Raw genomic sequence first — 21,272 nt, 5'->3', positions numbered from 1 at the left:
CCGTGTAAGTTGCTTAGCATTAACATTTTATTTATTAATAATGGATTTATTAAAGTACGTACAAGACAAGTACATTACAAAAAAAGAATTCCCTGAATTCAAAGCCGGTGATACGATCACTGTGTATTACGAAATTAAAGAAGGTCAAAAAACAAGAACCCAGTTCTTCAAAGGAACTGTTATCCAGTTGAGAGGTACAGGTTCTACAAAGACTTTCACCATCAGAAAAATGTCCGGTGATGTAGGGGTAGAAAGAGTATTCCCGATCAACATGCCTGCTCTTCAGAAAATTGAAGTTGACAGAAGAGGTAGAGTTAGAAGATCAAGAATCTACTATTTCAGAGATCTTAGAGGTAAAAAAGCGAGAATTAAGGACGCTGCTTACAAGAAGAAATAATTCAGACAACAATAGATACGAAAAGAGACCGTTTAATTTTAAGCGGTCTCTTTTCATTTTTACATTGTGTAATTGTAAATGTTGAATTTTACTTCGTAAGTGAATGGTGAATCTTTACTTTTTGACCAAATATAAAGCGCGAATTTATTTTACAAAATCATACAAAGCTTTCCAGAACTGATCATACACTTCAATATGCGGTAGATGTCCCACATTCTCAATTTCCACCAATTTTGAACCGGAAATCTGCTGTTGGGTTTTCTTTCCCAGTTCCTGATACTGTCCCATTTTCGGCTGCAGTTCTTTAGGAGCCCGGTCCTTTCCTATCGCTGTTCTGTCGCGTGTACCGATGATGAGCAAGGTCGGAACTTTTATGTTTTTAAATTCGTAACAAACCGGCTGATTATAAATCATGTCGGACGTTAAAGCTGCGTCCCAGGCTACTTTAGGATAATCCGGATGCAACGTCCACCCTGCAATTAAATCAAGCCAGGGTTGGTATTCGTCCTTCCATTTGTTATCATAATAAAAGGTAAGCTGATACTTCTTATACGATTCCGCGGTATTTTTCAATTCCGACTGATATGCCTGATCAATGGTCTGATACGATGCAAAGGTCTTATAATCTTCCAGCCCGATCGGGTTTTCCAGAATTAATTTTTCTACTCTTTTCGGGTACAGCAAAGTAAAGCGGGTAGCTACCATTCCGCCCATTGAATGGCCAAGCACGATAGTTTTGTCAATTTTGAGTTCATCCAGAATTGCTTTGGTATTATCTGCAAGCTGCGAAAATGAAAACTGATAATTCTGCGGTTTTGAGGATTTGCCGAATCCGATCTGGTCCGGGATAATAATCCGGAATCCTTTATCTGAAAGCTCTTTTGCCGTTCTTTCCCAATAGGCCCCGTTAAAGTTTTTACCATGGAGCAGCATAATGGTTTTACCGTTCGATGCTTTTGGTCTAACGTCCATATATGCCATTTTCAAATTATTTTTCTGAGATGTAAACTGTAGAAAATGTACTTCAAAGGGATATTGGTAGTTGGTCAGTTCTGCATCCTGCGGCCTGATTTGTGAAAACACAGGACAAAAACCAATGAACAATAATACGGCGACTAAAGGATTTGTAAAGTATTTCATAAAAATAAATTTTGGTACTGTTAAATTAAAAAACCGTTCCAAAGGAAACGGTTTATAGATATTCATTAGCCCTGTTATGCTATTTTTTCAGTCTTACCTTCTTTTTTCGGAATATTCATAAGAACGATTGCAAAAAGAATTAAAGCAATTCCTATCCACTGGATCAAGATTACTTTTTCTCCCAGGAGTACAAAAGCCATTGTTACCGAAACCGGCAGTTCCAGAGATGAAACAATACTTCCCAACCCCAGCCCTGCATTCGGAAATCCGATATTGAACAAGATTGGTGGAATAATAGTCCCAAAGAGTGATAAAACAAGCCCGTAGGTCCAAAGTATGGAATAATTAAAGGGATGAATATGTTCCGTATTTTCGGTGAAATTCAGATACAAAGATTTCAGATTTTCAAAGTGTAAGGGACCAATTTGGGCAAACAAAAGAAAACCGAAGATAACCAAAGAGCCTCCGCACAACATAATAATACTCTTCCTGAAAACAGGCAGATGTGTCGCTAACGTATTGGACGTAAACATCGTAAGGGTATAAGAAGCAGCGGCCATCAATCCCCAGAAAATGCCTTTCCAGTCGAGATCCAGGTTTTCATTCATTAAATTGGTTGCTAAAGCGGTTCCTGCCAGGACAATTATTACCGATACAACCTTTCTGGTATTAGGCCATTTTTTTGTCAGGACACTTTCAACAACCACACTGAACCATACCGACTGCATTAACAATACAATCGCAATAGAAACATTGATGTACTGAACGGCAATATAGTAAAACAAGCTGGTACACCCCAGCGAAGTTCCTGCCAGCATCAGGTTTCTCACTTCTTTGGAAGTAGGTGACGGCAAAGTTTTTTTAGAAGTGATCGTCTGTATAAAATTTAATATTAAAAGACCTACCAAACCCAATATAAACTGAGACGTTGTAACCTCAGATGTAGTATATCCTTCCTGGTAAGCAAGCTTCACAAAAGTAGCCAGCATTCCGTATATACTTGCTCCGATTCCTACAAAAACAACCCCTTTCAATATATTTTTCTTCTGCATAATTCATTTTTTTTAACAGCCTGCAAAGGTACGACTTATTCTGAAAACGGGCAGATCGTAAAGATGACAAAAAAATATCCGGTGTAAGCTAAGCTCACACCGGATATTTAAATTCATTTATATATTAAATTATTTTCTGACAATAACTTTTGAAGCGGCATCAATACCGATTCCTTTTACTTTCACCATATAGTTTCCGTTGATCAATCTGTCTGTTGAAATCGCTTTCTTGGCATCAGGCGATATTTTATCTTCAGAAGAAACCAATTTTCCTGACATATCGTAAATTTCTACACTTACTTTACCTAAGGTATTGCTTGGGAAATTAATGAAGAATTCATTTTTAGCCGGGTTCGGGTAAATTGAAATATTGCTTTTAACCGTTTTCACCTCATCCGTAGCAAGCGCACAGCCTGCCGGGACAGAGAAATCTTCAACCTGATCATTGATATTTGTTTTGGATCCTGCACTTGCATTAACACCAAGACCTCTTTTTGCAAAAGTTCTCCAGATCATACACCGGTCAGCTCCCTGTGTGGTGGCCATATCTGCAGCTAAGATGGCATCCCTACCATCAATAAATGTTGGATCACAAGCTTGAAGTTTCAATGCATCCGTAACCAATTGTAATACTCTAGAACTACCATTTGTTGTATTCGCTGTGACATTAGAAGAATATCCGTATTTGGCAACATATTGCCAGTGAAGATCCCAGAGCATGGTTGCCCACACAAATCCAATTGAATGCACATCAGGAACCATTGTAGAACCATTTTGAAATTCCATTCCGTTTGTATCTGTGTAAGTATAGTCGTTTATAGTGAAATCAGGAGAATATTTTGCAGGTCGTATTCCGCCATCTGTTATAGCTTCGGCAGAAACATATGTTCCAATACCTCTTGGAACTGAAGCATTGTCTCCCGGCCTGTTTGTTAACATCAATGCAAAAAAGTCCGACCAACCCTCTCCCATCTGTTCTTTAGAATAAGTAAGATTAGAGTAAGGGTTTGTAAATGGCATTGCATTTAAGCAACTATATCCATCACCAGTTAATCTATTAGAAATTCCGTGGCCATATTCATGAATCATAACCCCATTATCAAAACTACCATCTTGTTTTGTACTGTAACTCATTGAAACATTAACAGGAGTATTATTTGCTAATTGGGCTTTAATAAATTCTCCCTCTGCGTTGTCAATAAGCTCAGACAATATGTAAATGCTTGAATTGGTTCCTCCCATATTTCCGGGGGCACCAGAACTTACCGCATTATAAATTAATGCACCTGTTGCACCAGCATCCTGCATATTTTGAACTTTAGTAACAAAATCACAAGTTCCTCTTTCTGCCAAACCGATAAATCCAGTTAATGAACCACTAGGAAGCGGTGTGCAGGCGTCTAAAACCGGAGACAATTTTACATTTCCAGTTACAGGCACTCCTGTAATTTGTTGCCCAAACTGAGGAGCTAAATAAGAGACAGGCGTTCTACTTATGGCTGATGAAGGAGAGTTGTAAAATAATTTCTGAGAACTGTTGACCCATAAATACATTTGCATTCTGCCACTTCCTCCGTCCGCAGGCGTTGCAAAATTTGCATTATTATAATTTTGGATTGTTGTAGTTACCGGTGTTCCTCCTCCATCTTGTGCTTCAGCGTTTACAAAATCATTTTCTGCTCCTCCTAAGTTAAAATTTTTTTTCTGAAAATTTCGCGCTGCCGGTGTAAAACCGAACTTGTAAAAAATATCATGTACCATATTATTGGCATAAAACAAGTTAGTAATTGCAGCATCCTGATTTGTCAAAGCTAACGCTCCTGCAGTATAAGTAAAATTAAAATTTCTTGAAGCACCTCCTTCCGCTGTAACTCCAGAGTAAGAATTGAAGTCATCAATATCTTGATACGCAAAAACATTATTCCCCCGTGTGTTCGTATAATGTGTAATACCATCTGAATGCCATCCTTCAGGTGAGGCTGTAAGATTCCATGGATTCGTAACAATCGATCTGGAACCAAAAGTAGGGGCTTCTATAGGAAAAGCAAATACATTATACGATGCATTATCCGGAGATAGCAATAAACTTGTATTTGGATTTGCTTGTAATGAATTTTCTTTTGTTAAAGGATATATGGCCGACCTATTTTCATGAGAATGGCCATATGGATGATCAATAAAATTGCAACTAAGATTTAAATTATTTTTTTCAACAATTTCTCCGGTATTTGCATTGACCAACACATCCCAGTAATTTGATGTTTTCTTTTCAGGAAATATAAATTCATAACAAAGTATAAGATCCTGATTTATTTTTACGTATACCAACTGCTGTTTTGCAAATAGCATATTGGCTAAATCAGCATCGTAAAAGTTCAATATTGTAAATTTACTAGGATCATTAATAGATGTATCCTTTGATGCAGATTTAAATGCAACCTCTTTTGAAATAGAAGGCACATTATTATCTACATACTGATAATCTTTTTCAAAACTATCATTATATATTATTACTTGATTATTTTTTATTAATACAGATCCCAAAGCTCCGTGAATAGGAATGCCTTTATATAGTTGTTGTGTCTTTATCACATCTCCATTCATGCTTTCAGAATGATCAACTACCTTAATAATAAAGTTAGCAAGATCAGATTTCTTATATTCTTTAATCTTGTTTTGAGAAATATAATCTTTAATTAATCTCTCGTTATCTTGTCCAAAAAGAACGGAAGGAAAGATTGCAGATACTGCAAATAAAAGGGGTAAAGCTACTTTTTTCATATACACTAATAAAGCCGCTAATCTACAAATAATTAACAACAAAATAACAATTTATTTAAAATTATTTAAAGATAATTCCACTTTAACATGTACTTGTTTATTTTCTGTAAATTAACTATTCAATTTTAAGCTATTTTAGTCTGAAAAAATGATAATATTAAATAAAAAAAGCCACTCAATTGAGTGGCTTAAATTTTAAAAATGGAATTAAAGATTATTTACCTTCTTCCATTTTTCTTTTTAATTCTGCTAATGCATCAATATCTCCAAGAGTTGATCTTTCTTCATTGTTTGAAGACGACATATTATTGTTGTTAGATCTGTTGTTAGAAGATTCTCTCATGTTTTTCTTCTCTTCATCTCTGAAGATTCCTGTATGAGAAACTACTACTCTCTTGAATTCTTTGTTGAATTCAATTACTTTGAAATCAGCTTCTTCACCTTTTTTGATTTTAGATCCGTCTTCCTTTTCTAATAATCTGGATGGGCAGAAAGCTTCAACCTCAGCATCTTCGAACTGTACAGAAGCACCTTTATCGTGAACTTCTACTGCTTTACCAGCGTGGATCGTTCCTTCAGCATATTTGGTTTCGAATGCATCCCAAGGATTGTCAGTCAATTGCTTGTGACCAAGAGATAATCTTCTAGCCTGGATATCCAGTTCAAGAACGATAACATCTAATTTATCACCAACTGCACAGAACTCAGACGGGTGCTTGATTTTCTTAGTCCAGGAAAGATCAGAGATGTAAATTAATCCGTCGATTCCTTCTTCTAACTCTACGAATACACCAAAGTTAGTAAAGTTTCTTACGGTTCCTACATGCTTGGATCCTACAGGATATTTAGCTTCGATATTTTCCCATGGATCTTTGCTTAATTGCTTGATACCCAAAGAGATTTTTCTATCTTCTCTATCTAAAGTCAATACTTCAGCTTCCACTTCATCACCTACTTTCACGAAGTCACCGGCAGATCTCAGGTGAGTAGACCAAGACATTTCAGAAACGTGGATTAATCCTTCTACACCCGGAGCAATTTCTACGAATGCACCATAGTCAGCAAGAACCACTACTTTTCCTTTTACTCTGTCACCCACTTTCATATCAGCAGAAAGAGCATCCCAAGGATGAGCTTCTAATTGCTTCATACCCAACTGGATTCTTGTTTTCTCATCGTCAAAGTCAAGGATAACTACTTTCACAGTCTGTCCGTCCTCAAGGATTTCAGATGGGTGGTTCACTCTAGACCAGGAAAGGTCTGTAATGTGGATCAATCCGTCTACACCTCCAAGGTCGATGAATACTCCGTAAGAAGTAATATTCTTAACGGTACCTTCAAGAACCTGTCCTTTTTCAAGCTGAGCGATGATTTCTTTTTTCTGACCTTCGATATCTGCTTCGATCAATGCTTTGTGAGATACAACAACGTTTTTGAACTCAGGGTTGATTTTCACAACTTTGAACTCCATTGTTTTCCCTACGAACTGATCGTAATCTTTAATTGGCTTAACGTCGATCTGAGAACCTGGTAAGAATGCTTCGATTCCGTGTACGTCAACGATCATACCACCTTTAGTTCTGGACTTAACAAAACCGTTTACGATTTCACCTGTTTCGTGAAGTTCGTTTACTTTATCCCAAGCTTTAAGCGTTCTAGCTTTTCTGTGAGATAACTGTAACTGTCCTGTTTTGTCTTCTCTTCTGTCTACCATTACTTCTACCTCGTCACCTACTTTAAGGCCTTGGTTGTAACGGAATTCGTTAAGAGAAATAACACCTTCAGATTTGAAGTTGATGTCTACGATAGCTTCTTTGTCTGTTAATCTTACCACTTTTCCAACTAAAACGTCGTTATCGCTTAGGTTGTTCAAAGATCCGTTGTAGATTTCCTCAAGATCGCTTTTCTCTTTTCTAGCATCAGCATCAAGACCGGATTCGAAAGAATCCCAGTCAAATTGTTCAGGTGCTACGTTTTGATTTAATAATAATTCTGCTGAATTTGTCTCTTTTGACATAATTCTAATAAAATTTGTATTCCTTCTCTTTCAACGGTCTGAATAAATGTGAATTGAAAAATACGGAAGTAATTAATTTTTAGTTGTTTACTCTTCAAACCTTTTCGTCACAAAAGTGGGTGCAAAGATATGACTTTTATTTAAAATAAACAATAGATTTCATTTGGCAAAAAAAACGGTTTAAACAACTGATTTTCAACATTTATCAACCGAAAACTTAAAAGCCGAAGCTTTCGATGTCTGATCTTACCATTCCGGAATCTCCTTTTTATCTTGATATTCTTCAAAGATTGTCTTTTAAGCAACAATTAATTTTAAAATTATTTAACAAAGTATTTTTTTTCCAATCAACCTACAACATCCATAAAAACTCGATCATGCAGAAATATTTCTTTTTAATCTTAATCAGCCTGTCATCAGGTTTTATATCCACAATAAAAGCCTGCACCATATTCTCTTGCGCCAGAGGAAGTGAAGTATTTGCAGCAGCCAATGAAGATGATATGACACCTTTTACCAAAGTATGGTACAACCCAGCCACCAAAGACCGCTATGCTTCTGTTTGTTTTGGGGCTCCGGATATGCAGATTGCATCAGCAATGAATGAGCATGGGTTATTCTTTGACTATTCGGCAGCCAATTATGATCTCAGTAAGCTTGCTCTTACCAATCCTTACCCGGGAGATATTATGTGGGAAGTTCTCGAAAAATGCAAAACCGTAAAAGAAGCCCTTCTAATCTTAAAAAAGTATGATTATGTTTCCAAATCTCAGGTTTTGTTAGCTGATAAGGAAGGAAACCCGTGCTGATCAATCCAAAAGGTATTATTGAAAAAAAAGATGATTTTCAGGTCAGTTCAAATTGTAATATGATCAATGGGAAGTTATCATGCAGAAGACCTGAAATTGCCAATGAAATGCTTTCGGGTTAAAAGGAAAACAATGTGGACTTTTTGAAGAAAATCCTTGATAAAACGCATCAGGAAGGAGAACTGAATACATTATATTCTACTATATGCGATCTAAAAAAAGAAATTATTTACGTTTATCTTTTTCACGATTATCAAACGGTTTATACTATTAATCTAAAATCTGAATTAAAAAAAGGGTACCGAATAGAGAATCTTGCGGACCATTTTTCCACTTCATTTGCTTATGAGAATTTCTCAAAAAATCATTCCTTATATCTTAAGGAAAACATTCTTCAGGAAATGAAAGATAAAGGTACAGATGTTACGATTGCCCGTTATATTTCAGAAAGTGAAAAACTAGCACCCCAAAATGAAAAATTAAATTCTGCTTTATTAGAAGCTGCCCTGCAGCTCATTAAATATTCCTGGAATGAACATAATGATGGCAGTTCTTGGGATTACTGGTTCAGCAAGCCTAAGGGGTATGATATAAAACAGTATCAAGACAGCAAACTGACCTCTGCAGAAACACTTTTAGCTTATTTATCTGCTCACGAAAATAAAGATGCCAAACTTCGGAACTTCATGTACAAAATATCCGGTTTTATCAATCTCTTGCAGGGAAATACTATAATAGGGAAAGATCTCTATCTAAAATCAATCAGCAATCCCGACGAAGCCTACCCGGTGACTCTTACAAGAGGAAATGAAATAATGAAGCGACTAAACAAATAGATTATTTCATTTAACCGTTCCTTTATTCTAAATTTGCACCATGGAATTAGAATCGATTTATCAAAAACTGCAGATTCAGGACATGAATCAGATGCAGAAATCCACTTATAAAACAACGGAAAATCAGCAGGATGTCATCCTGCTCTCTCCTACCGGTTCGGGAAAAACGCTTGCTTTTCTATTTCCTGTACTGCGAAATTTAAAAAAGAATGCTTCGGGAATTCAGGCTTTGATCCTGGTTCCGGCACGGGAACTGGCTTTACAGATCGAACAGGTTTTTAAAGCCATGGGAACAGATTTTAAAGTATCCGTTTGTTATGGCGGTCACGACAAAAAGATTGAAGTCAACAACCTGATTGAAGCTCCGGCAGTTTTGATCGGAACGCCCGGAAGAGTGGTTTACCATTTGAGAAACAGTAATTTCGATCCGAAAACGATTCAGACGCTTGTTTTGGATGAATTTGATAAAGCTTTGGAACTCGGTTTTCATGAAGATATGGAATTTATTTCCAATTCATTAAAAGGACTTTCACAAAGAATGTTAACCTCTGCAACAGCAATGGATGAAATTCCTGCTTTTACCGGACTGAAAAATGAGAAAATTATTGACTTTCTTAAATTAAGTGAAACCAAACCGGATATCCAGTTTAAAAAAGTAATGACCACATCGGAAGAGAAACTGGATACTTTATTTAATTTAATCTGTAAAATAGGAAATAAAAGAACATTGATTTTCTGCAATCACCGCGAAGCCGTTGACCGTATTTCTGACCTTTTAGCTGAAAAGGGAATCGACAGAGAGACCTTCCACGGCGGCATGGAACAGGATGAAAGGGAACGAGCTTTATTGAAATTCAGAAATGATTCTGCACGGATTTTAATTACAACAGATCTGGCATCAAGAGGTCTGGATATTCCGGAAGTTGAATCCATTGTTCACTATCAGTTACCCCCGAAAGAAGATGCCTTTATCCACAGGAACGGCCGTACCGCGAGGATGAACGCCAAAGGTTTCGCCTATCTGATTATGAAAGAGGACGAAAATTTCCCCTTCATTAAAAACAATACCTTGGAAGAGAATGTTGCAGGATGTACCAAAGTTCCGGAAAAAACACCGTTCCAGACTATTTACATCAGTGCCGGAAAAAAAGATAAAGTCAACAAAGTGGATATCGTAGGCTATCTGCTGAAAAAAGGGGAACTTCAGAAAGAAGATGTAGGACTGATTGAGGTAAAAGACACCACTTCCTATGTTGCCGTTTCCAGGAATAAAGTAAACAGTCTTCTGAAAAAGCTTGCCAACGAAAAACTAAAGGGCAAAAAAGTAAAAATGGAAGTAGCTTATTAAGGCTGAGATTAAGGCTAAGGGAAAGACGATGAAAACATTAATCTTATCCTTAGCCTAAACCTTTACCTATTTTACTCCTTTCACTCTGGTCGGCAATGTATAAACGGATTTGCTGGCTGTAATAAACAATACATCCTTATTTTTCCCTCCGAATGCTATATTGCCTGTCCATTCTTCATCAATAGGAATGTGGTATATTTTTTTACCTTCTTTATTAAAGACATGTACACCTTTTCCCGTAAGATAAACATTTCCGTGCTTATCCATCGTCATTCCGTCGGATCCCATTTCACAGAACAGCCTTTTCTCAGACAGTTTTCCTTCTCCCAGAATGTCATAAACATAAGTTTTGCCGGCATCGATATCGGAAACATACAATTTGTTAAACTTGTGGCTTCCGATGATTCCGTTCGGCTGGATAAAGGTTTCTACTTTGGTAACTTTCCCTTCTTTACTTCGGTAATATAAACTTTTATGCGGAATTTCATGTTTGAAATCTACCCAATATTCCCTTTCGTAAAGCGGATCGGTAAAATACATTCCTCCGAATTTATCGTTCCAGATATCATTAGGGCCGTTTAGCCTTTTGCCTTCAAAATGGCTAAGCATCACTTCTACTTTCTTATCCTTGGAAATTTTCCAGATTTCGCCTTTATCATCGGAACAGGTGATCAGATTGCCGTCCTTATCGAAGTGCGTTCCGTTAGCCCTTCCTGTTTTATCCATAAACTCGACAATCTTATTGGTTTTCCAGTCCCAGTAATAAATTTTATCATTGGGCTGATCGGTAAAATAGACGTTTCCATCCTTATCGGCCGAAGCTCCTTCCGTAAACTTAAACTGATCCGAAACTTTTTCCGGCTTTTTATCTTCATAAAACATACGATTCGTATTTACTGATTTACAGTTCAGTAATACTAAAACCAAACCAATACAGCCGGCTCTCAGGACATTTTTCATACCACGTTATTTTTAAAGGGTACAATTTACGACAAGCCGGAAGAGATTCAAAACTTATTTTCCCTGTTTGATAAATTAAAATTCATTAGCATCATGTCCGAATTGTATCATTCTAAAAGTATATGATATTAGAAAATCATCCCTTTATTTTGAACCTTTGCACTATGATAATTTCAAAGATTTCTTTAGATAAAAAACGTAAGGCAGAATGAGTACACTACACAGCGATTTTCAGGCCTCGGAACCTGAAGAATATTTCAGGAATTCCGTAGGAACAATGGACGAAGCAGGCAAAAGAAAATGGGTTTACCCCCGTAAACCGAAGGGAAAATATACAGACTACAGAAAGTATGTAACGTATATTTTGCTGATCCTGTTTTTCGGATTACCGTTTGTAAAAATCCATCATAATCCGTTTCTGCTTTTTAATGTGATCGACCGGAAGTTTTTTATTTTCGGGCAGCCGTTTTACCTGCAGGACTTTTTTATCCTCGCACTTGGAGCCGTGACATCCGTTATTTTCGTCATGCTCTTTACCGTTGTTTTCGGAAGAATATTCTGTGGCTGGCTCTGCCCGCAAACCATCTTTATGGAAGGAGTTTTCAGAAAAATCGAATATTGGATCGAAGGAGACCGAAATAAACAGATGAAACTGGACCGTCAGGAATGGGACCGCGAAAAAATAAGAAAACGGCTGACGAAATGGGCAGTATTTGCCCTGATCTCCCTACTCATTACCCATTTTATGTTCATGTACATTGTCGGATACGAGGAAGTTTTCAGCATTATTCGGCAGGGTCCGGCAGAACATCCTTTAAAATTCCTGAGCATGATTGCTTTTGCCGCAACGTTTTATTTTGTTTTTGCATGGCTCCGCGAGCAGGTTTGTACACTCGTCTGTCCTTATGGAAGGCTGCAGGGGGTCTTAATAGACAAGCACACCATCAATGTCTATTATGATTTTAAAAGAGGGGAAAACCGCTCAAAATGGAGAAACCATGAAGACCGGAAGACAGCAGGCAAAGGCGACTGTATCGATTGTCAGCAATGCGTAGTAGTATGCCCGACCGGAATCGATATCCGTAACGGCCAGCAGCTGGAATGCGTAAACTGTACCGCCTGCATCGATGCCTGTGATGAAGTGATGGAGAAAGTGGGCCTTCCAAAAGGTCTCATCCGTTATGCCACGGAAGCGGAAATCGAAAACAGAGAAAAATTCAGATTCACGTCAAGAATGAAAGCTACTGCCTTCTGTCTGGCTCTACTGATCGGCTTTTTAGGATTTCTGATGTATGACAGGGGATCAATGGAAGCAAAATTCATTAAGCCTGCAGGATCGACATTTTTTGTAAAAGACGGAAAAATAGCCAACACCTTTATTTATACATTTTTGAATAAGTCCAACGAAAATAAAGTACTGACCATAAAAGTATTACATCCCGCAAATGCGGAAATCGATTTCTTCGGAACAGACAGAATCATTTTAAAAGGTGATCAGATCATAAAGGGAAACATCAATATTTCTTTCCCTGAAAAAGAGATTAAATTTTCAAAGCAGAATATGACCATAGGAGTATTTGATGAAAAAGGAAATATGGTGGATTCTTTTGAAACCGTTTTTGAAGGACCTTTCCAGCTTGTTCTCTAAAGCTATGATTTGTACAATTTGATAAATTGCGTTGGCGTTAGACCTGACGTTTTACGGAACACCCTTACAAAATAGGAATACTCCTCATATCCCAGCCGGAATGCTATATCTATAAGGCTGTCATCAAGATACATCAGCATTCTTTTGGCTTCGAGGACTACCCTTTCCATAATAACCTGGGTTGCCGTCTTTTGTACGACCGTCCGCGTAATTCGGTTCAGATGCTTGGGCGATATATTGAGTAGAGAAGCATAAAATGCAATTGATTTTTGTTTTGTAAGATGCTCCTCTATAAAATTTTCAAAATCCTGATAATGCCTGAAATAAGAAGCGTTCAGAACCGGGTATTCATCTTCGAGCTTCCTGGAAAACAGCCTGGATGAACGGATGAAAAGCTGCGACATCAGGGAAAGAATAAGCGCTTCATTCATGAATTGAGGCATCAGATATTCCCCTTCCAGTATTTTAAAAAGAGGAATATACGCTCCCAATTCCGTTTCATCCAGCTGAAGCTTTCTCGGAAAACTGACAGATCCGAAAAAAGGAAAACCTTTAAGCTTCTGATGTACATAATGAAGCTCATAAAAATCCTGGGAGCAGAAAAAAATATACCCGTCGATGTCATCGGAAAGTTCCCAGCTGTGAACCTGTCCCGGGGACATGAAAAACAGGCTTCCCGGGCTCACCTCATACTGATGGAAATCTATTTCATGAACCCCACTGCCTCCTGTAAAAAGAATGGTAGCATAAAAATCGTGGCGGTGCGGCTTTTCAATATGCCGGTGTCCCAGCACCAGGTGCTCCCTCATCCTGTTGAAATAGAAATCTGAAATACCTTTACCCGCCTGAAAGAGATTAATGTGGAGAACAGAAATAGAATTCACTCCTTTTATTTTAAATCAAAATTAATAAAAACCGGTATATTTTCCGTGCCATCAAATATGACTTTCTCCCTGATGATAAAGCTGAAACGAAGTTTTTGCCTGATAGACTTGTACGGGGATTTAAAAAATTTTTATCTTTGGAAATTACGATTCCAGAAATGAAGATAAACCTACCCGATAAACTGTATTATTCCATAGGAGAAGTGGCTAAAGCCTTTGATGTAAACACTTCACTGATACGCTATTGGGAACAGGAATTCCCGATCATCAAACCAAAAAAAAACAAAAAAGGCAACCGGTACTTCACTCCGGAGGACATCAAAAACCTTCAGATCATCTATCACCTCGTGAAAGAAAAAGGCTACACCCTCGACGGTGCCAAGATCGCCCTCACCACCAACAGCAAAATCTCCGAAACCGTTACCCTGATCGACAGACTGGAATTTGTGAAGGCTGAATTGCTGAAGCTGAAGGATTCGCTGACGGAGCGGGATAGTGAATAATTAAAATAATTCATCTTTACACTATTTTTAATTTATATTTTAATATAAAAATAAAAACTTCTATCATAAAATAATCCAATTGCAACACCCTCATTGCGAATGCTTAATAAAATCATTAAGTTTATAGCGATGAGAAAAACCGATTACCAGAAACTGGCCGGCATGGGATTATTGCTGGTTATTTTATTTGTCTTTCAGGAGTTTACCAGTAAGGGAAAAGAAGATTTTTCCGGGGTAAAGTTTATAACCGTACATCCGGCAGAGATCAATCTTACGGAATTCGATCCGAATGAGCTGGATGCCAAGCAATGGCAGAATATGGGCTTTACTGAAAAACAAGCCATTACGATACTCAATTATAAGAAAATCCTCGGCGGAAAATTTGTTTCAAAGGAACAGCTGAAAAAGTGCTTTGCCATCTCCGCAGATAAATTTTCCATACTTGAACCCTATGTTCTGTTGCCGGAAACCGGAAGGGAAGCAACATCAAGCCGCTTCAACAATCGTGAAAAGAGAACGGTCACCATTTCCGGAAGCTTTAATCCCGACCGTTATTCCGCTGCTGACTGGCAGGAAATGGGCTTCAGTGAAAGACAGGCCGAAGCCATCGTAAAGTACAAACATTACCTGGGCGGAAGTTTCATCAGCAAAGAAAAGTTTAAGGAATGCTTCATCATCAGCGAAGAGAATTTCCTGAAAATGAGCCCTTATTTGCTGCTGCCTGAAAAAAAACCGGCCATTTTCGGCAAAGTAAAAAATGCAGCCCCGGGAAAAAATAAGATCAATTATTCCCCGTTCGATCCGAATATGCTGGATCTGGAAGGATGGAAATCCTTTGGCTTTTCACAGAGACAGGCACAGACCATCATCAATTACCGCGAACGGAATCTAAAAGGCAGCTTTAAAAGTTTGGAAGATATTCAGAAATGCTTTGTGATTTCCTCTGAAAAGTTTGCAGAAATGAAGCCGTTTATCAGATTAAACACAGTCCTTGCATCCAATCTTCCCAATCAGAAAACGGAGCCGAAGCAGCAGGAAAAAACGGATTTTTCCAAGACCGATTTAAATTCGATCACGTTCAGGCAGCTTATCGAATTCGGCTTTGATGAAAAAGCAGCCGGATCGATGATCGGTTTCCGGAAAAAGCTGGGCGGCTTCGTCAACAAAGAACAGATCCTCAATACATACAATATCGATAAGGAACTCACGCAGAAGCTCCTGTCCATTGCTCCGCTGAATATCTCAACCGTGCAGAAATATACGCTCACCGATGCCCCAGAAGAATGGCTGAAAAACCATCCTTATTTTAAATATTCTGCTGAAAAGATTATATTTTATCGGCTGAGCGAAAAAGACGAAAGGAAAATCTGGAAATTATTGAAGGTAAAACCTGAATACGAAGCCAGGATGAAGCTCTACCTTAAATAACGTGACTCCAGGTAAAAATCGGATTAACAGGCTGGAAGAAGCAAGCTGGATGCTGGAAGTTCCTATTGTAAGCATTACTCCCAAAAGTACCAATGAGCAAATTAAATCATTTGTTATTAGATAAATAGAAAATTTATTGAAAATATTAGATTACCAGGCTGAACTCCGACCTTTCGTTTCAGTAAACTTCTGAAAAATAAATAAATTACGGTTGAATTCCCGTTAAATAAAATGATATGTGTTTTTATTGAGATACCGCGCCCTGGCAAAGCATCTCAATTTTTTAATCGAAGGTCTTGCTGGAGCCTTCTACGAGCTTTAACAAAGCGGCAAGTTCATCATCCGTGAGATCTCTCCATTTTCCGATAGGCAAATCCAGCTTGATGTTCAGCACCCTGATTCTCTTCAGCTTTTTTACTTCATAGCCAAGGTATTCACACATTCTGCGGATCTGGCGGTTTAAACCTTGGGTCAATACGATCCTGAAGTTCATTTCATCGATCTTCTCCACTTCGCATTTTTTGGTGACCGTATCGAGGATCGGCACCCCGTTCCTCATTTTATCCAGAAACTTCGGCGTAATGGGCTTATCGACCCTTACGATGTATTCTTTCCCGTGGTTGTTCCTCGATCTGAGGATCTTATTTACGATATCTCCGTCGCTGGTTAAGAGGATCAGCCCTTCGCTTGGTTTATCGAGCCTTCCGATCGGGAAAATCCGTTTCGGATGTTTGATGTAATCGATGATATTATTCTGTTCACGTTTGGTATCTGTTGTGCAGACAATTCCCACGGGTTTATTGAAGGCAATGTACACATGGTCTTCTTCCGGCTCGCGGATCGGCTTTCCGTCTACCTCGATCACATCTTCGTCGGAAACTTTAGTTCCCATTTCCGGAACCTTCCCGTTGATGGTAATCCTTCTCTCCTCCAGTAATTTGTCTGCCGCCCTCCTTGAGCAGTACCCGACTTCCGATAAATATTTATTGATTCTTGTCTTTTCCATTAATCTTCCCCGTAACCGGTATAATTTTTATTGCCGAAAATCGTTACTCCATAGCTTAATCCGATAAAAAGCGGAGTGGAATTTCCTGTTTTATACGTCTCCACAACAATTCCTCCTTCCTGGCTCAGCCTTTTTGAGTAAGAAACCTGCATTCCGATTCTTCCGCCCCAAAGTTCTGAATCTGAAATGACGCTGTTATTAATCTGCTTCCCGTAACTCAATTCGATAAAAAGCGGGTTATCCCCCGGCGTAAAAATAATCTTCGGCTGGATCATCAGGTATAACAGGTGATAATTATTTTCGATAAAACTGTATCTAAAACCTGATCCAAATGCAAAGTTAGGCAAAAAATGATACCCTCCGATTGCCGTAACTCCGTAAGTAAGTTTACGGGTAGCTTGCGGCTGGATGTACTGCGTATTATTGGGAATATATTTCTCTTTAACAACTTTAAGACCGGCATGCACAGAAGGATTGAAATAAAATCCCATCGTAGATTTTGTAGAACCAACTTCCTGTGAAAAAACAAACGAAAATGAAATGGAAGCAACTAATAACAACAGCTTTTTTTTCATGGTGTATTAAATTTAAAATCATTATCTAGAAAATCGGCTGTGGCATTCTCTATACTGTATTCGCCGATCTTTGTTCTTCTTAACTGCGTAAGATAAGCACCAACGCCCAGTTCCTGTCCGATGTCGTGAGCGAGGCTCCGGATGTAGGTTCCTTTGGAACAACCTACGGTAAAACTCACCAGCGGAAATTCAATTTTAACATCCTTGATATAAAGAATGGTGGTTTTCCGGGATTTCATTTCCACTTCCGCTCCGGCTCTGGCCAGATCGTATGCTCTTTTACCATCGATCTTTATCGCTGAAAAAACAGGCGGCGTCTGGTCGATCTCTCCTATAAATTTTTCCAGAGCGGTTTTTACCTGTTCTTCGGTGATGTGCGAAATATCCCTGTGAAGGATTTCAGGCTTTTCCGTATCATAAGATTCGGTCTGTACCCCGATTTTGATTTCCGTCCAGTATTCTTTCGGGGCATCCTGAATTTCCGGGATCTTCTTGGTGAATTTCCCACAGCAGACGATCAGAAGGCCGGTTGCCCTCGGATCCAGCGTTCCGGCGTGGCCGATCTTGAATTTTTTAGGAAGGCCAAACTCTCTTTTGAGCTTGTATTTCATTTTATTGACGGCCTGAAAAGACGTCCAATCCAAAGGTTTGTCGAGTAAAAATATATGTCCTGATTGTAAGTCTTCTGCGGTCATTCTTAGTGGGTAATGAGTAATTGGAATTTATTCAAAGAAGTAAAAATAAATCAGCAGCGCTACTCCGACAAAAATACGGTACCAGCCCCAAGGCTTAAAGCCATACTTATTTAAAAATCCGATAAAAGCTTTAATGGCGATCAGAGCTACGATAAAAGCCACGACGTTTCCTACAATGAAGACCGTAATGTGCTCCTGAGACTCCATGATCATTTCATAACCTTTCTGCGGATTCAGGGTTTCTTTACCCCACGTTTTTACAAATACCGAATACACCGTTACGGCCAGCATGGTAGGAACGGCCAGAAAGAAAGAAAATTCTGCTGCCGCCTTTCGGGTAAGGCCCTGAGTCATTCCTCCGATAATGGAAGCCGCACTCCGGCTGGTTCCCGGCATCATCGCAAGACACTGCCAGAACCCGATGGTAACCGCTTTTTTTATAGTAATCCCTTTTTCATCATCGATCACCGGATTTTTAAACCACTGATCGGCAAACAACAAGACTATTCCACCCAGTACCAGCACTGAGGAAATGGCAATCTGGTTTCCCAGAACCGCTTCTATTTTATCATCAAAAAGATACCCTAATACCAATGCCGGAATTACAGCAAATGCAAGCTTAAAATAAAACTGAAGGTTTTTCAGATCAAAGAATTTTTTCCAGTAAGCGACAACTACAGAGAGAATGGCGCCGAACTGGATGGAAACCTGAAACATTTTTAAAAATTCGGTTTCTTCAAGCCCCATTAAATTGGCCGTAAATCCCATGTGGGCAGTCGAGGAAATCGGAAGATATTCCGTAAGTCCTTCTACAATAGCAATGATGATTGCTTTGATTAAATCCATAATTAATATAAAATTAAAAGATTAAGAAACTGAGAAATCCTGACCACAAGCCCAATTTCCCAGTTTCTTAATCTCTAAATAAAAATTGATTTTATTTCTTTTTCAGAATGGCATAAACCTCGATCGCAAATCCGACTACAACGAATAATGGAGCAATACGGATCCTTCGGATGGAGAAAATCCCTTCGTTCCAGGCATTCGCATCGTACTTTCCATCTACGGTATTCGCATCCGGGCTCATCATCAGAAGGAAACCGACTACAATACACGCGAAGCCGATCAGCATCCACTTAAAGTTTTGCTTTCCAAAGTAGAACGTGTTTTCCTGTGGCACTTCAGCTGTTTCTTTTCCGAAGCTGTCGGCGGAAAATTTATTTGTTTTTTTGCTCATTGTTAAGAGTAATATAAGTCGTCAACGTTTGATCTTAAGAATCTCCAGGTAGCAATTACCGTACTTAAAACCGTAATGAAAATCCCTACGCCCAATACCAGCAGCACAAGCCAGAAGTATTGGTTGTTATCCTGTACAAAAGCAGATCCGATCTGGCTTGTAAAGTAATACCATACCCCGAAAAGAGCCAGAAGCCCGATTACGGAACCGATGGCTCCTAAAATAACGGCTTCCATGATGAAAGGCTTCAGGATAAATCTCCGCTTCGCCCCTACCAGCTGCATGGTTTTAATGATAAATCTTTTGGAGAATATTTTCAGACGGATGGAATTGTTGATCAGCACCACCGCTAATATTAAAAATAATATGGAAAATCCTAAGATCCATTTAAGAATTCTGCTCAGGTTGTTGTAAACGTCTACCATCAGGGTACTGTCATTTTTCACGTCAATAATCCCCGGCACGGCTTTTATGGCCTTAATGGCTTCATTGATCTTGGCAGGATCTACATATTCCGGTTTTAAGGCAATTTCTACGGAGGAAGGGAAAATATTTTCTTCAAACAGCGCATCCGCATCGATTCCCATACTTTTCTTAGCTTCCTTTGAAGCCATTTCCCTCGTAATGTAAGTTGCTTTTTTTACCGGCGCCAGTGTCTGAATTTCCTTGAAAACCTCGGCTTCCATTTTTGCAATTTTTACAGAATCCTTGGCATCATAATTTTCGTCAAAATAAGCATTCACTACAAGCTGTTCTTTGATATAATCGGAATATTTCTGGGCGTTGATCAGAATAAGCCCCATTAATCCCAACAAAAATAACACTAAGGCAATACTTATTACTACTGTAATATTGCTAGACCTAAGCCTTTTCTTATTAAACTCATCTACCGATTTAGCCATTAATATTAAAATTTTTGGCTAAAATAGAAAAAATCTTCCGAAATTTGGGAACGGAAAAGAGAAATCACTGTTAATAAAATCATAAAAAACATTGAGTGTAAAAGCAAAAAAGCATCTTGGTCAGCACTTCCTGACAGATGAAAACATCGCAAGAAAAATCGTGGACGGCCTTAGTTTTGAAGGCTACCGGAACGTTATGGAAGTGGGTCCGGGAATGGGTGTCCTTACGAAATACCTGTTGGAAAAAGACCAGCAGATTTATCTTGCGGAAATCGATAAAGAATCGATTGAATATCTAAAAGACAACTATGCCAACGTCAACGAAGAAACCTTCGTGGGTGATTTTCTGAAACAGGATTTTCAGTTTATCAACGACGGGCAGATCGCAATTATCGGGAATTTTCCTTACAATATTTCTTCACAGATTTTATTTAAGATTATCGATCATTATGAACTGATTCCTGAAATGGTAGGAATGTTCCAGAAGGAAGTGGCAGAAAGAACGGCTGCTGTTCCGAGAACCAAGGATTACGGGATTCTGTCGGTCCTTATCCAGGCTTATTATGATACGGCATACCTGTTCACGGTTCACGAAAATGTATTCAATCCTCCACCGAAAGTAAAATCGGGGGTGATCCGGATCACAAGAAACCCGAAAGAAGGTCTGGCCGGAAATGAAATTCTTTTCAAGCAGATCGTAAAAGCCGGATTTAACCAAAGAAGGAAAAAACTGTCGAACGCCCTGAAAACCCTTACCATTCCTGAAGCATTGAAAACCCATGAATTCATGGACAAAAGAGCCGAAGAACTCAGTGTAACGGATTTTATTGCGTTTACGCAGCTTTGGAAAGAAAACAAATAGAATTTAATTTTTACGTTTGTCCTAATATTAAATTTGTGAATGATATTCTTACCGGTCATTATATCAGACTGACGTTAATTAAAAGTAATAAAAAAAGGCTGTCCGAAATTGTGGATAGCCTCTTTTATTAAGCTATACAGCAAGTTTATCAGGCCTGATAAATTATACCAATTATGTATATACAATAGTCTA

20 protein-coding genes are annotated in these 21,272 nt (G+C 38.5%); 8 read left to right on the top strand and 12 right to left on the bottom strand.

Annotated features, from left to right (window positions below):
• The first annotated feature begins 40 nt into the window (after positions 1-40).
• Positions 41-397: a 50S ribosomal protein L19 gene (gene rplS, locus ACED20_RS16740; RefSeq protein WP_034709455.1), complete on the top strand. Its 357-nt coding sequence runs from the start codon at positions 41-43 to the stop codon at positions 395-397.
• 144 nt (positions 398-541) lie between these two features.
• Here rplS and ACED20_RS16735 read toward each other — a convergent pair whose 3' ends face one another.
• The 4 genes from ACED20_RS16735 to rpsA all read right to left on the bottom strand — a co-directional run bounded on the left by ACED20_RS16735 (position 542) and on the right by rpsA (position 7,387).
• Positions 542-1,537, bottom strand: a complete 996-nt coding sequence (locus ACED20_RS16735; RefSeq protein WP_294238657.1) for an alpha/beta fold hydrolase — start codon at positions 1,535-1,537, stop codon at positions 542-544.
• 74 nt (positions 1,538-1,611) lie between these two features.
• Positions 1,612-2,589: a DMT family transporter gene (locus ACED20_RS16730; protein ID WP_294202631.1), complete on the bottom strand. Its 978-nt coding sequence runs from the start codon at positions 2,587-2,589 to the stop codon at positions 1,612-1,614.
• 129 nt (positions 2,590-2,718) lie between these two features.
• Positions 2,719-5,370 carry a T9SS-dependent M36 family metallopeptidase gene (locus ACED20_RS16725; protein ID WP_294238654.1) on the bottom strand — a complete coding sequence of 884 codons (2,652 nt, stop codon included), beginning with the start codon at positions 5,368-5,370 and terminating at the stop codon, positions 2,719-2,721.
• Positions 5,371-5,584: 214 nt separating this feature from the next.
• Positions 5,585-7,387, bottom strand: coding sequence for a 30S ribosomal protein S1 (gene rpsA / locus ACED20_RS16720; RefSeq protein WP_294219757.1), 1,803 nt, complete (start codon positions 7,385-7,387; stop codon positions 5,585-5,587).
• Between the two features lie 377 nt (positions 7,388-7,764).
• On the opposite strand from rpsA, the gene ACED20_RS16715 reads away from it, so the two are divergent.
• From ACED20_RS16715 to ACED20_RS16705, 3 genes are all read left to right on the top strand, one after another.
• Positions 7,765-8,196 (top strand): carcinine hydrolase/isopenicillin-N N-acyltransferase family protein, encoded by a 432-nt coding sequence (locus ACED20_RS16715; RefSeq protein ID WP_294238652.1) that lies wholly within the window; start codon positions 7,765-7,767, stop codon positions 8,194-8,196.
• 143 nt (positions 8,197-8,339) lie between these two features.
• A complete protein-coding gene (locus tag ACED20_RS16710; RefSeq protein ID WP_378105865.1) occupies positions 8,340-9,032 on the top strand; it encodes a hypothetical protein in 693 nt (230 codons plus the stop codon).
• 40 nt (positions 9,033-9,072) lie between these two features.
• Positions 9,073-10,380 carry a DEAD/DEAH box helicase gene (locus tag ACED20_RS16705; protein ID WP_378105863.1) on the top strand — a complete coding sequence of 436 codons (1,308 nt, stop codon included), beginning with the start codon at positions 9,073-9,075 and terminating at the stop codon, positions 10,378-10,380.
• 66 nt (positions 10,381-10,446) lie between these two features.
• Here the strand turns inward: ACED20_RS16705 and ACED20_RS16700 are convergent, their stop codons facing one another.
• Positions 10,447-11,340: an SMP-30/gluconolactonase/LRE family protein gene (locus ACED20_RS16700; RefSeq protein ID WP_294238643.1), complete on the bottom strand. Its 894-nt coding sequence runs from the start codon at positions 11,338-11,340 to the stop codon at positions 10,447-10,449.
• Between the two features lie 208 nt (positions 11,341-11,548).
• Between ACED20_RS16700 and ccoG the strand changes: the two genes are divergently transcribed.
• The gene (ccoG, locus tag ACED20_RS16695; protein WP_345767621.1) at positions 11,549-12,988 is read left to right on the top strand and encodes a cytochrome c oxidase accessory protein CcoG; all 1,440 of its coding nucleotides are present in this window, start codon (positions 11,549-11,551) and stop codon (positions 12,986-12,988) included.
• A 2-nt stretch (positions 12,989-12,990) separates the two neighbouring features.
• Here ccoG and ACED20_RS16690 read toward each other — a convergent pair whose 3' ends face one another.
• A complete protein-coding gene (locus tag ACED20_RS16690) occupies positions 12,991-13,872 on the bottom strand; it encodes an AraC family transcriptional regulator (RefSeq protein ID WP_378105860.1) in 882 nt (293 codons plus the stop codon).
• Between the two features lie 158 nt (positions 13,873-14,030).
• Between ACED20_RS16690 and ACED20_RS16685 the strand changes: the two genes are divergently transcribed.
• Both ACED20_RS16685 and ACED20_RS16680 read left to right on the top strand, forming a co-directional pair.
• A complete protein-coding gene (locus tag ACED20_RS16685; RefSeq protein ID WP_056078312.1) occupies positions 14,031-14,375 on the top strand; it encodes a MerR family transcriptional regulator in 345 nt (114 codons plus the stop codon).
• A gap of 129 nt (positions 14,376-14,504) precedes the next feature.
• Positions 14,505-15,803, top strand: a complete 1,299-nt coding sequence (locus tag ACED20_RS16680) for a hypothetical protein (RefSeq protein WP_345767618.1) — start codon at positions 14,505-14,507, stop codon at positions 15,801-15,803.
• Between the two features lie 283 nt (positions 15,804-16,086).
• On the opposite strand, the gene rluF is transcribed toward ACED20_RS16680, so the two are convergent.
• From rluF to ACED20_RS16650, 6 genes are all read right to left on the bottom strand, one after another.
• Complete coding sequence (rluF, locus tag ACED20_RS16675; protein ID WP_294203757.1) at positions 16,087-16,809, bottom strand: 23S rRNA pseudouridine(2604) synthase RluF; 723 nt, start codon at positions 16,807-16,809, stop codon at positions 16,087-16,089.
• Positions 16,809-17,384: a hypothetical protein gene (locus tag ACED20_RS16670; protein WP_294203755.1), complete on the bottom strand. Its 576-nt coding sequence runs from the start codon at positions 17,382-17,384 to the stop codon at positions 16,809-16,811. Before ACED20_RS16670 ends, rluF begins: the two co-directional genes overlap by 1 nt.
• Positions 17,381-18,079: a tRNA pseudouridine(55) synthase TruB gene (truB, locus tag ACED20_RS16665; protein ID WP_294203753.1), complete on the bottom strand. Its 699-nt coding sequence runs from the start codon at positions 18,077-18,079 to the stop codon at positions 17,381-17,383. The genes ACED20_RS16670 and truB overlap by 4 nt, the downstream gene beginning before the upstream one ends.
• Positions 18,080-18,106: 27 nt before the next feature.
• Positions 18,107-18,925 (bottom strand): undecaprenyl-diphosphate phosphatase, encoded by an 819-nt coding sequence (locus ACED20_RS16660; RefSeq protein ID WP_378105853.1) that lies wholly within the window; start codon positions 18,923-18,925, stop codon positions 18,107-18,109.
• Between the two features lie 91 nt (positions 18,926-19,016).
• The gene (locus tag ACED20_RS16655) at positions 19,017-19,316 is read right to left on the bottom strand and encodes a DUF3098 domain-containing protein (RefSeq protein ID WP_378105851.1); all 300 of its coding nucleotides are present in this window, start codon (positions 19,314-19,316) and stop codon (positions 19,017-19,019) included.
• 2 nt (positions 19,317-19,318) lie between these two features.
• The gene (locus ACED20_RS16650; RefSeq protein WP_294203747.1) at positions 19,319-20,218 is read right to left on the bottom strand and encodes an ABC transporter permease; all 900 of its coding nucleotides are present in this window, start codon (positions 20,216-20,218) and stop codon (positions 19,319-19,321) included.
• A 91-nt stretch (positions 20,219-20,309) separates the two neighbouring features.
• Between ACED20_RS16650 and rsmA the strand changes: the two genes are divergently transcribed.
• Positions 20,310-21,080: a 16S rRNA (adenine(1518)-N(6)/adenine(1519)-N(6))-dimethyltransferase RsmA gene (gene rsmA / locus ACED20_RS16645; protein ID WP_294221802.1), complete on the top strand. Its 771-nt coding sequence runs from the start codon at positions 20,310-20,312 to the stop codon at positions 21,078-21,080.
• The last annotated feature ends 192 nt before the right edge of the window (positions 21,081-21,272 follow it).

Origin of the sequence: Chryseobacterium sp. sg2396 (genome assembly GCF_042610505.1) — a bacterium.
In the GTDB taxonomy this organism is placed as follows: Bacteria; Bacteroidota; Bacteroidia; order Flavobacteriales; family Weeksellaceae; genus Chryseobacterium.
This window is presented reverse-complemented; position numbering and strand designations above follow the sequence as displayed.

What these genes read in the sequence shown, in the direction of transcription:
- rplS (WP_034709455.1), top strand. Translation starts at nt 41, where the DNA reads ATGGATTTATTAAAGTACGTACAAGACAAGTACATTACAAAAAAAGAA.
- ACED20_RS16670 (WP_294203755.1), bottom strand. Translation starts at nt 17,384, where the DNA reads ATGAAAAAAAAGCTGTTGTTATTAGTTGCTTCCATTTCATTTTCGTTT.
- truB (WP_294203753.1), bottom strand. Translation starts at nt 18,079, where the DNA reads ATGACCGCAGAAGACTTACAATCAGGACATATATTTTTACTCGACAAA.
- ccoG (WP_345767621.1), top strand. Translation starts at nt 11,549, where the DNA reads ATGAGTACACTACACAGCGATTTTCAGGCCTCGGAACCTGAAGAATAT.
- ACED20_RS16735 (WP_294238657.1), bottom strand. Translation starts at nt 1,537, where the DNA reads ATGAAATACTTTACAAATCCTTTAGTCGCCGTATTATTGTTCATTGGT.
- ACED20_RS16680 (WP_345767618.1), top strand. Translation starts at nt 14,505, where the DNA reads ATGAGAAAAACCGATTACCAGAAACTGGCCGGCATGGGATTATTGCTG.
- ACED20_RS16685 (WP_056078312.1), top strand. Translation starts at nt 14,031, where the DNA reads ATGAAGATAAACCTACCCGATAAACTGTATTATTCCATAGGAGAAGTG.
- ACED20_RS16650 (WP_294203747.1), bottom strand. Translation starts at nt 20,218, where the DNA reads ATGGCTAAATCGGTAGATGAGTTTAATAAGAAAAGGCTTAGGTCTAGC.
- ACED20_RS16715 (WP_294238652.1), top strand. Translation starts at nt 7,765, where the DNA reads ATGCAGAAATATTTCTTTTTAATCTTAATCAGCCTGTCATCAGGTTTT.
- ACED20_RS16725 (WP_294238654.1), bottom strand. Translation starts at nt 5,370, where the DNA reads ATGAAAAAAGTAGCTTTACCCCTTTTATTTGCAGTATCTGCAATCTTT.
- ACED20_RS16730 (WP_294202631.1), bottom strand. Translation starts at nt 2,589, where the DNA reads ATGCAGAAGAAAAATATATTGAAAGGGGTTGTTTTTGTAGGAATCGGA.
- rpsA (WP_294219757.1), bottom strand. Translation starts at nt 7,387, where the DNA reads ATGTCAAAAGAGACAAATTCAGCAGAATTATTATTAAATCAAAACGTA.
- ACED20_RS16700 (WP_294238643.1), bottom strand. Translation starts at nt 11,340, where the DNA reads ATGAAAAATGTCCTGAGAGCCGGCTGTATTGGTTTGGTTTTAGTATTA.
- ACED20_RS16655 (WP_378105851.1), bottom strand. Translation starts at nt 19,316, where the DNA reads ATGAGCAAAAAAACAAATAAATTTTCCGCCGACAGCTTCGGAAAAGAA.
- ACED20_RS16705 (WP_378105863.1), top strand. Translation starts at nt 9,073, where the DNA reads ATGGAATTAGAATCGATTTATCAAAAACTGCAGATTCAGGACATGAAT.
- rluF (WP_294203757.1), bottom strand. Translation starts at nt 16,809, where the DNA reads ATGGAAAAGACAAGAATCAATAAATATTTATCGGAAGTCGGGTACTGC.
- ACED20_RS16660 (WP_378105853.1), bottom strand. Translation starts at nt 18,925, where the DNA reads ATGGATTTAATCAAAGCAATCATCATTGCTATTGTAGAAGGACTTACG.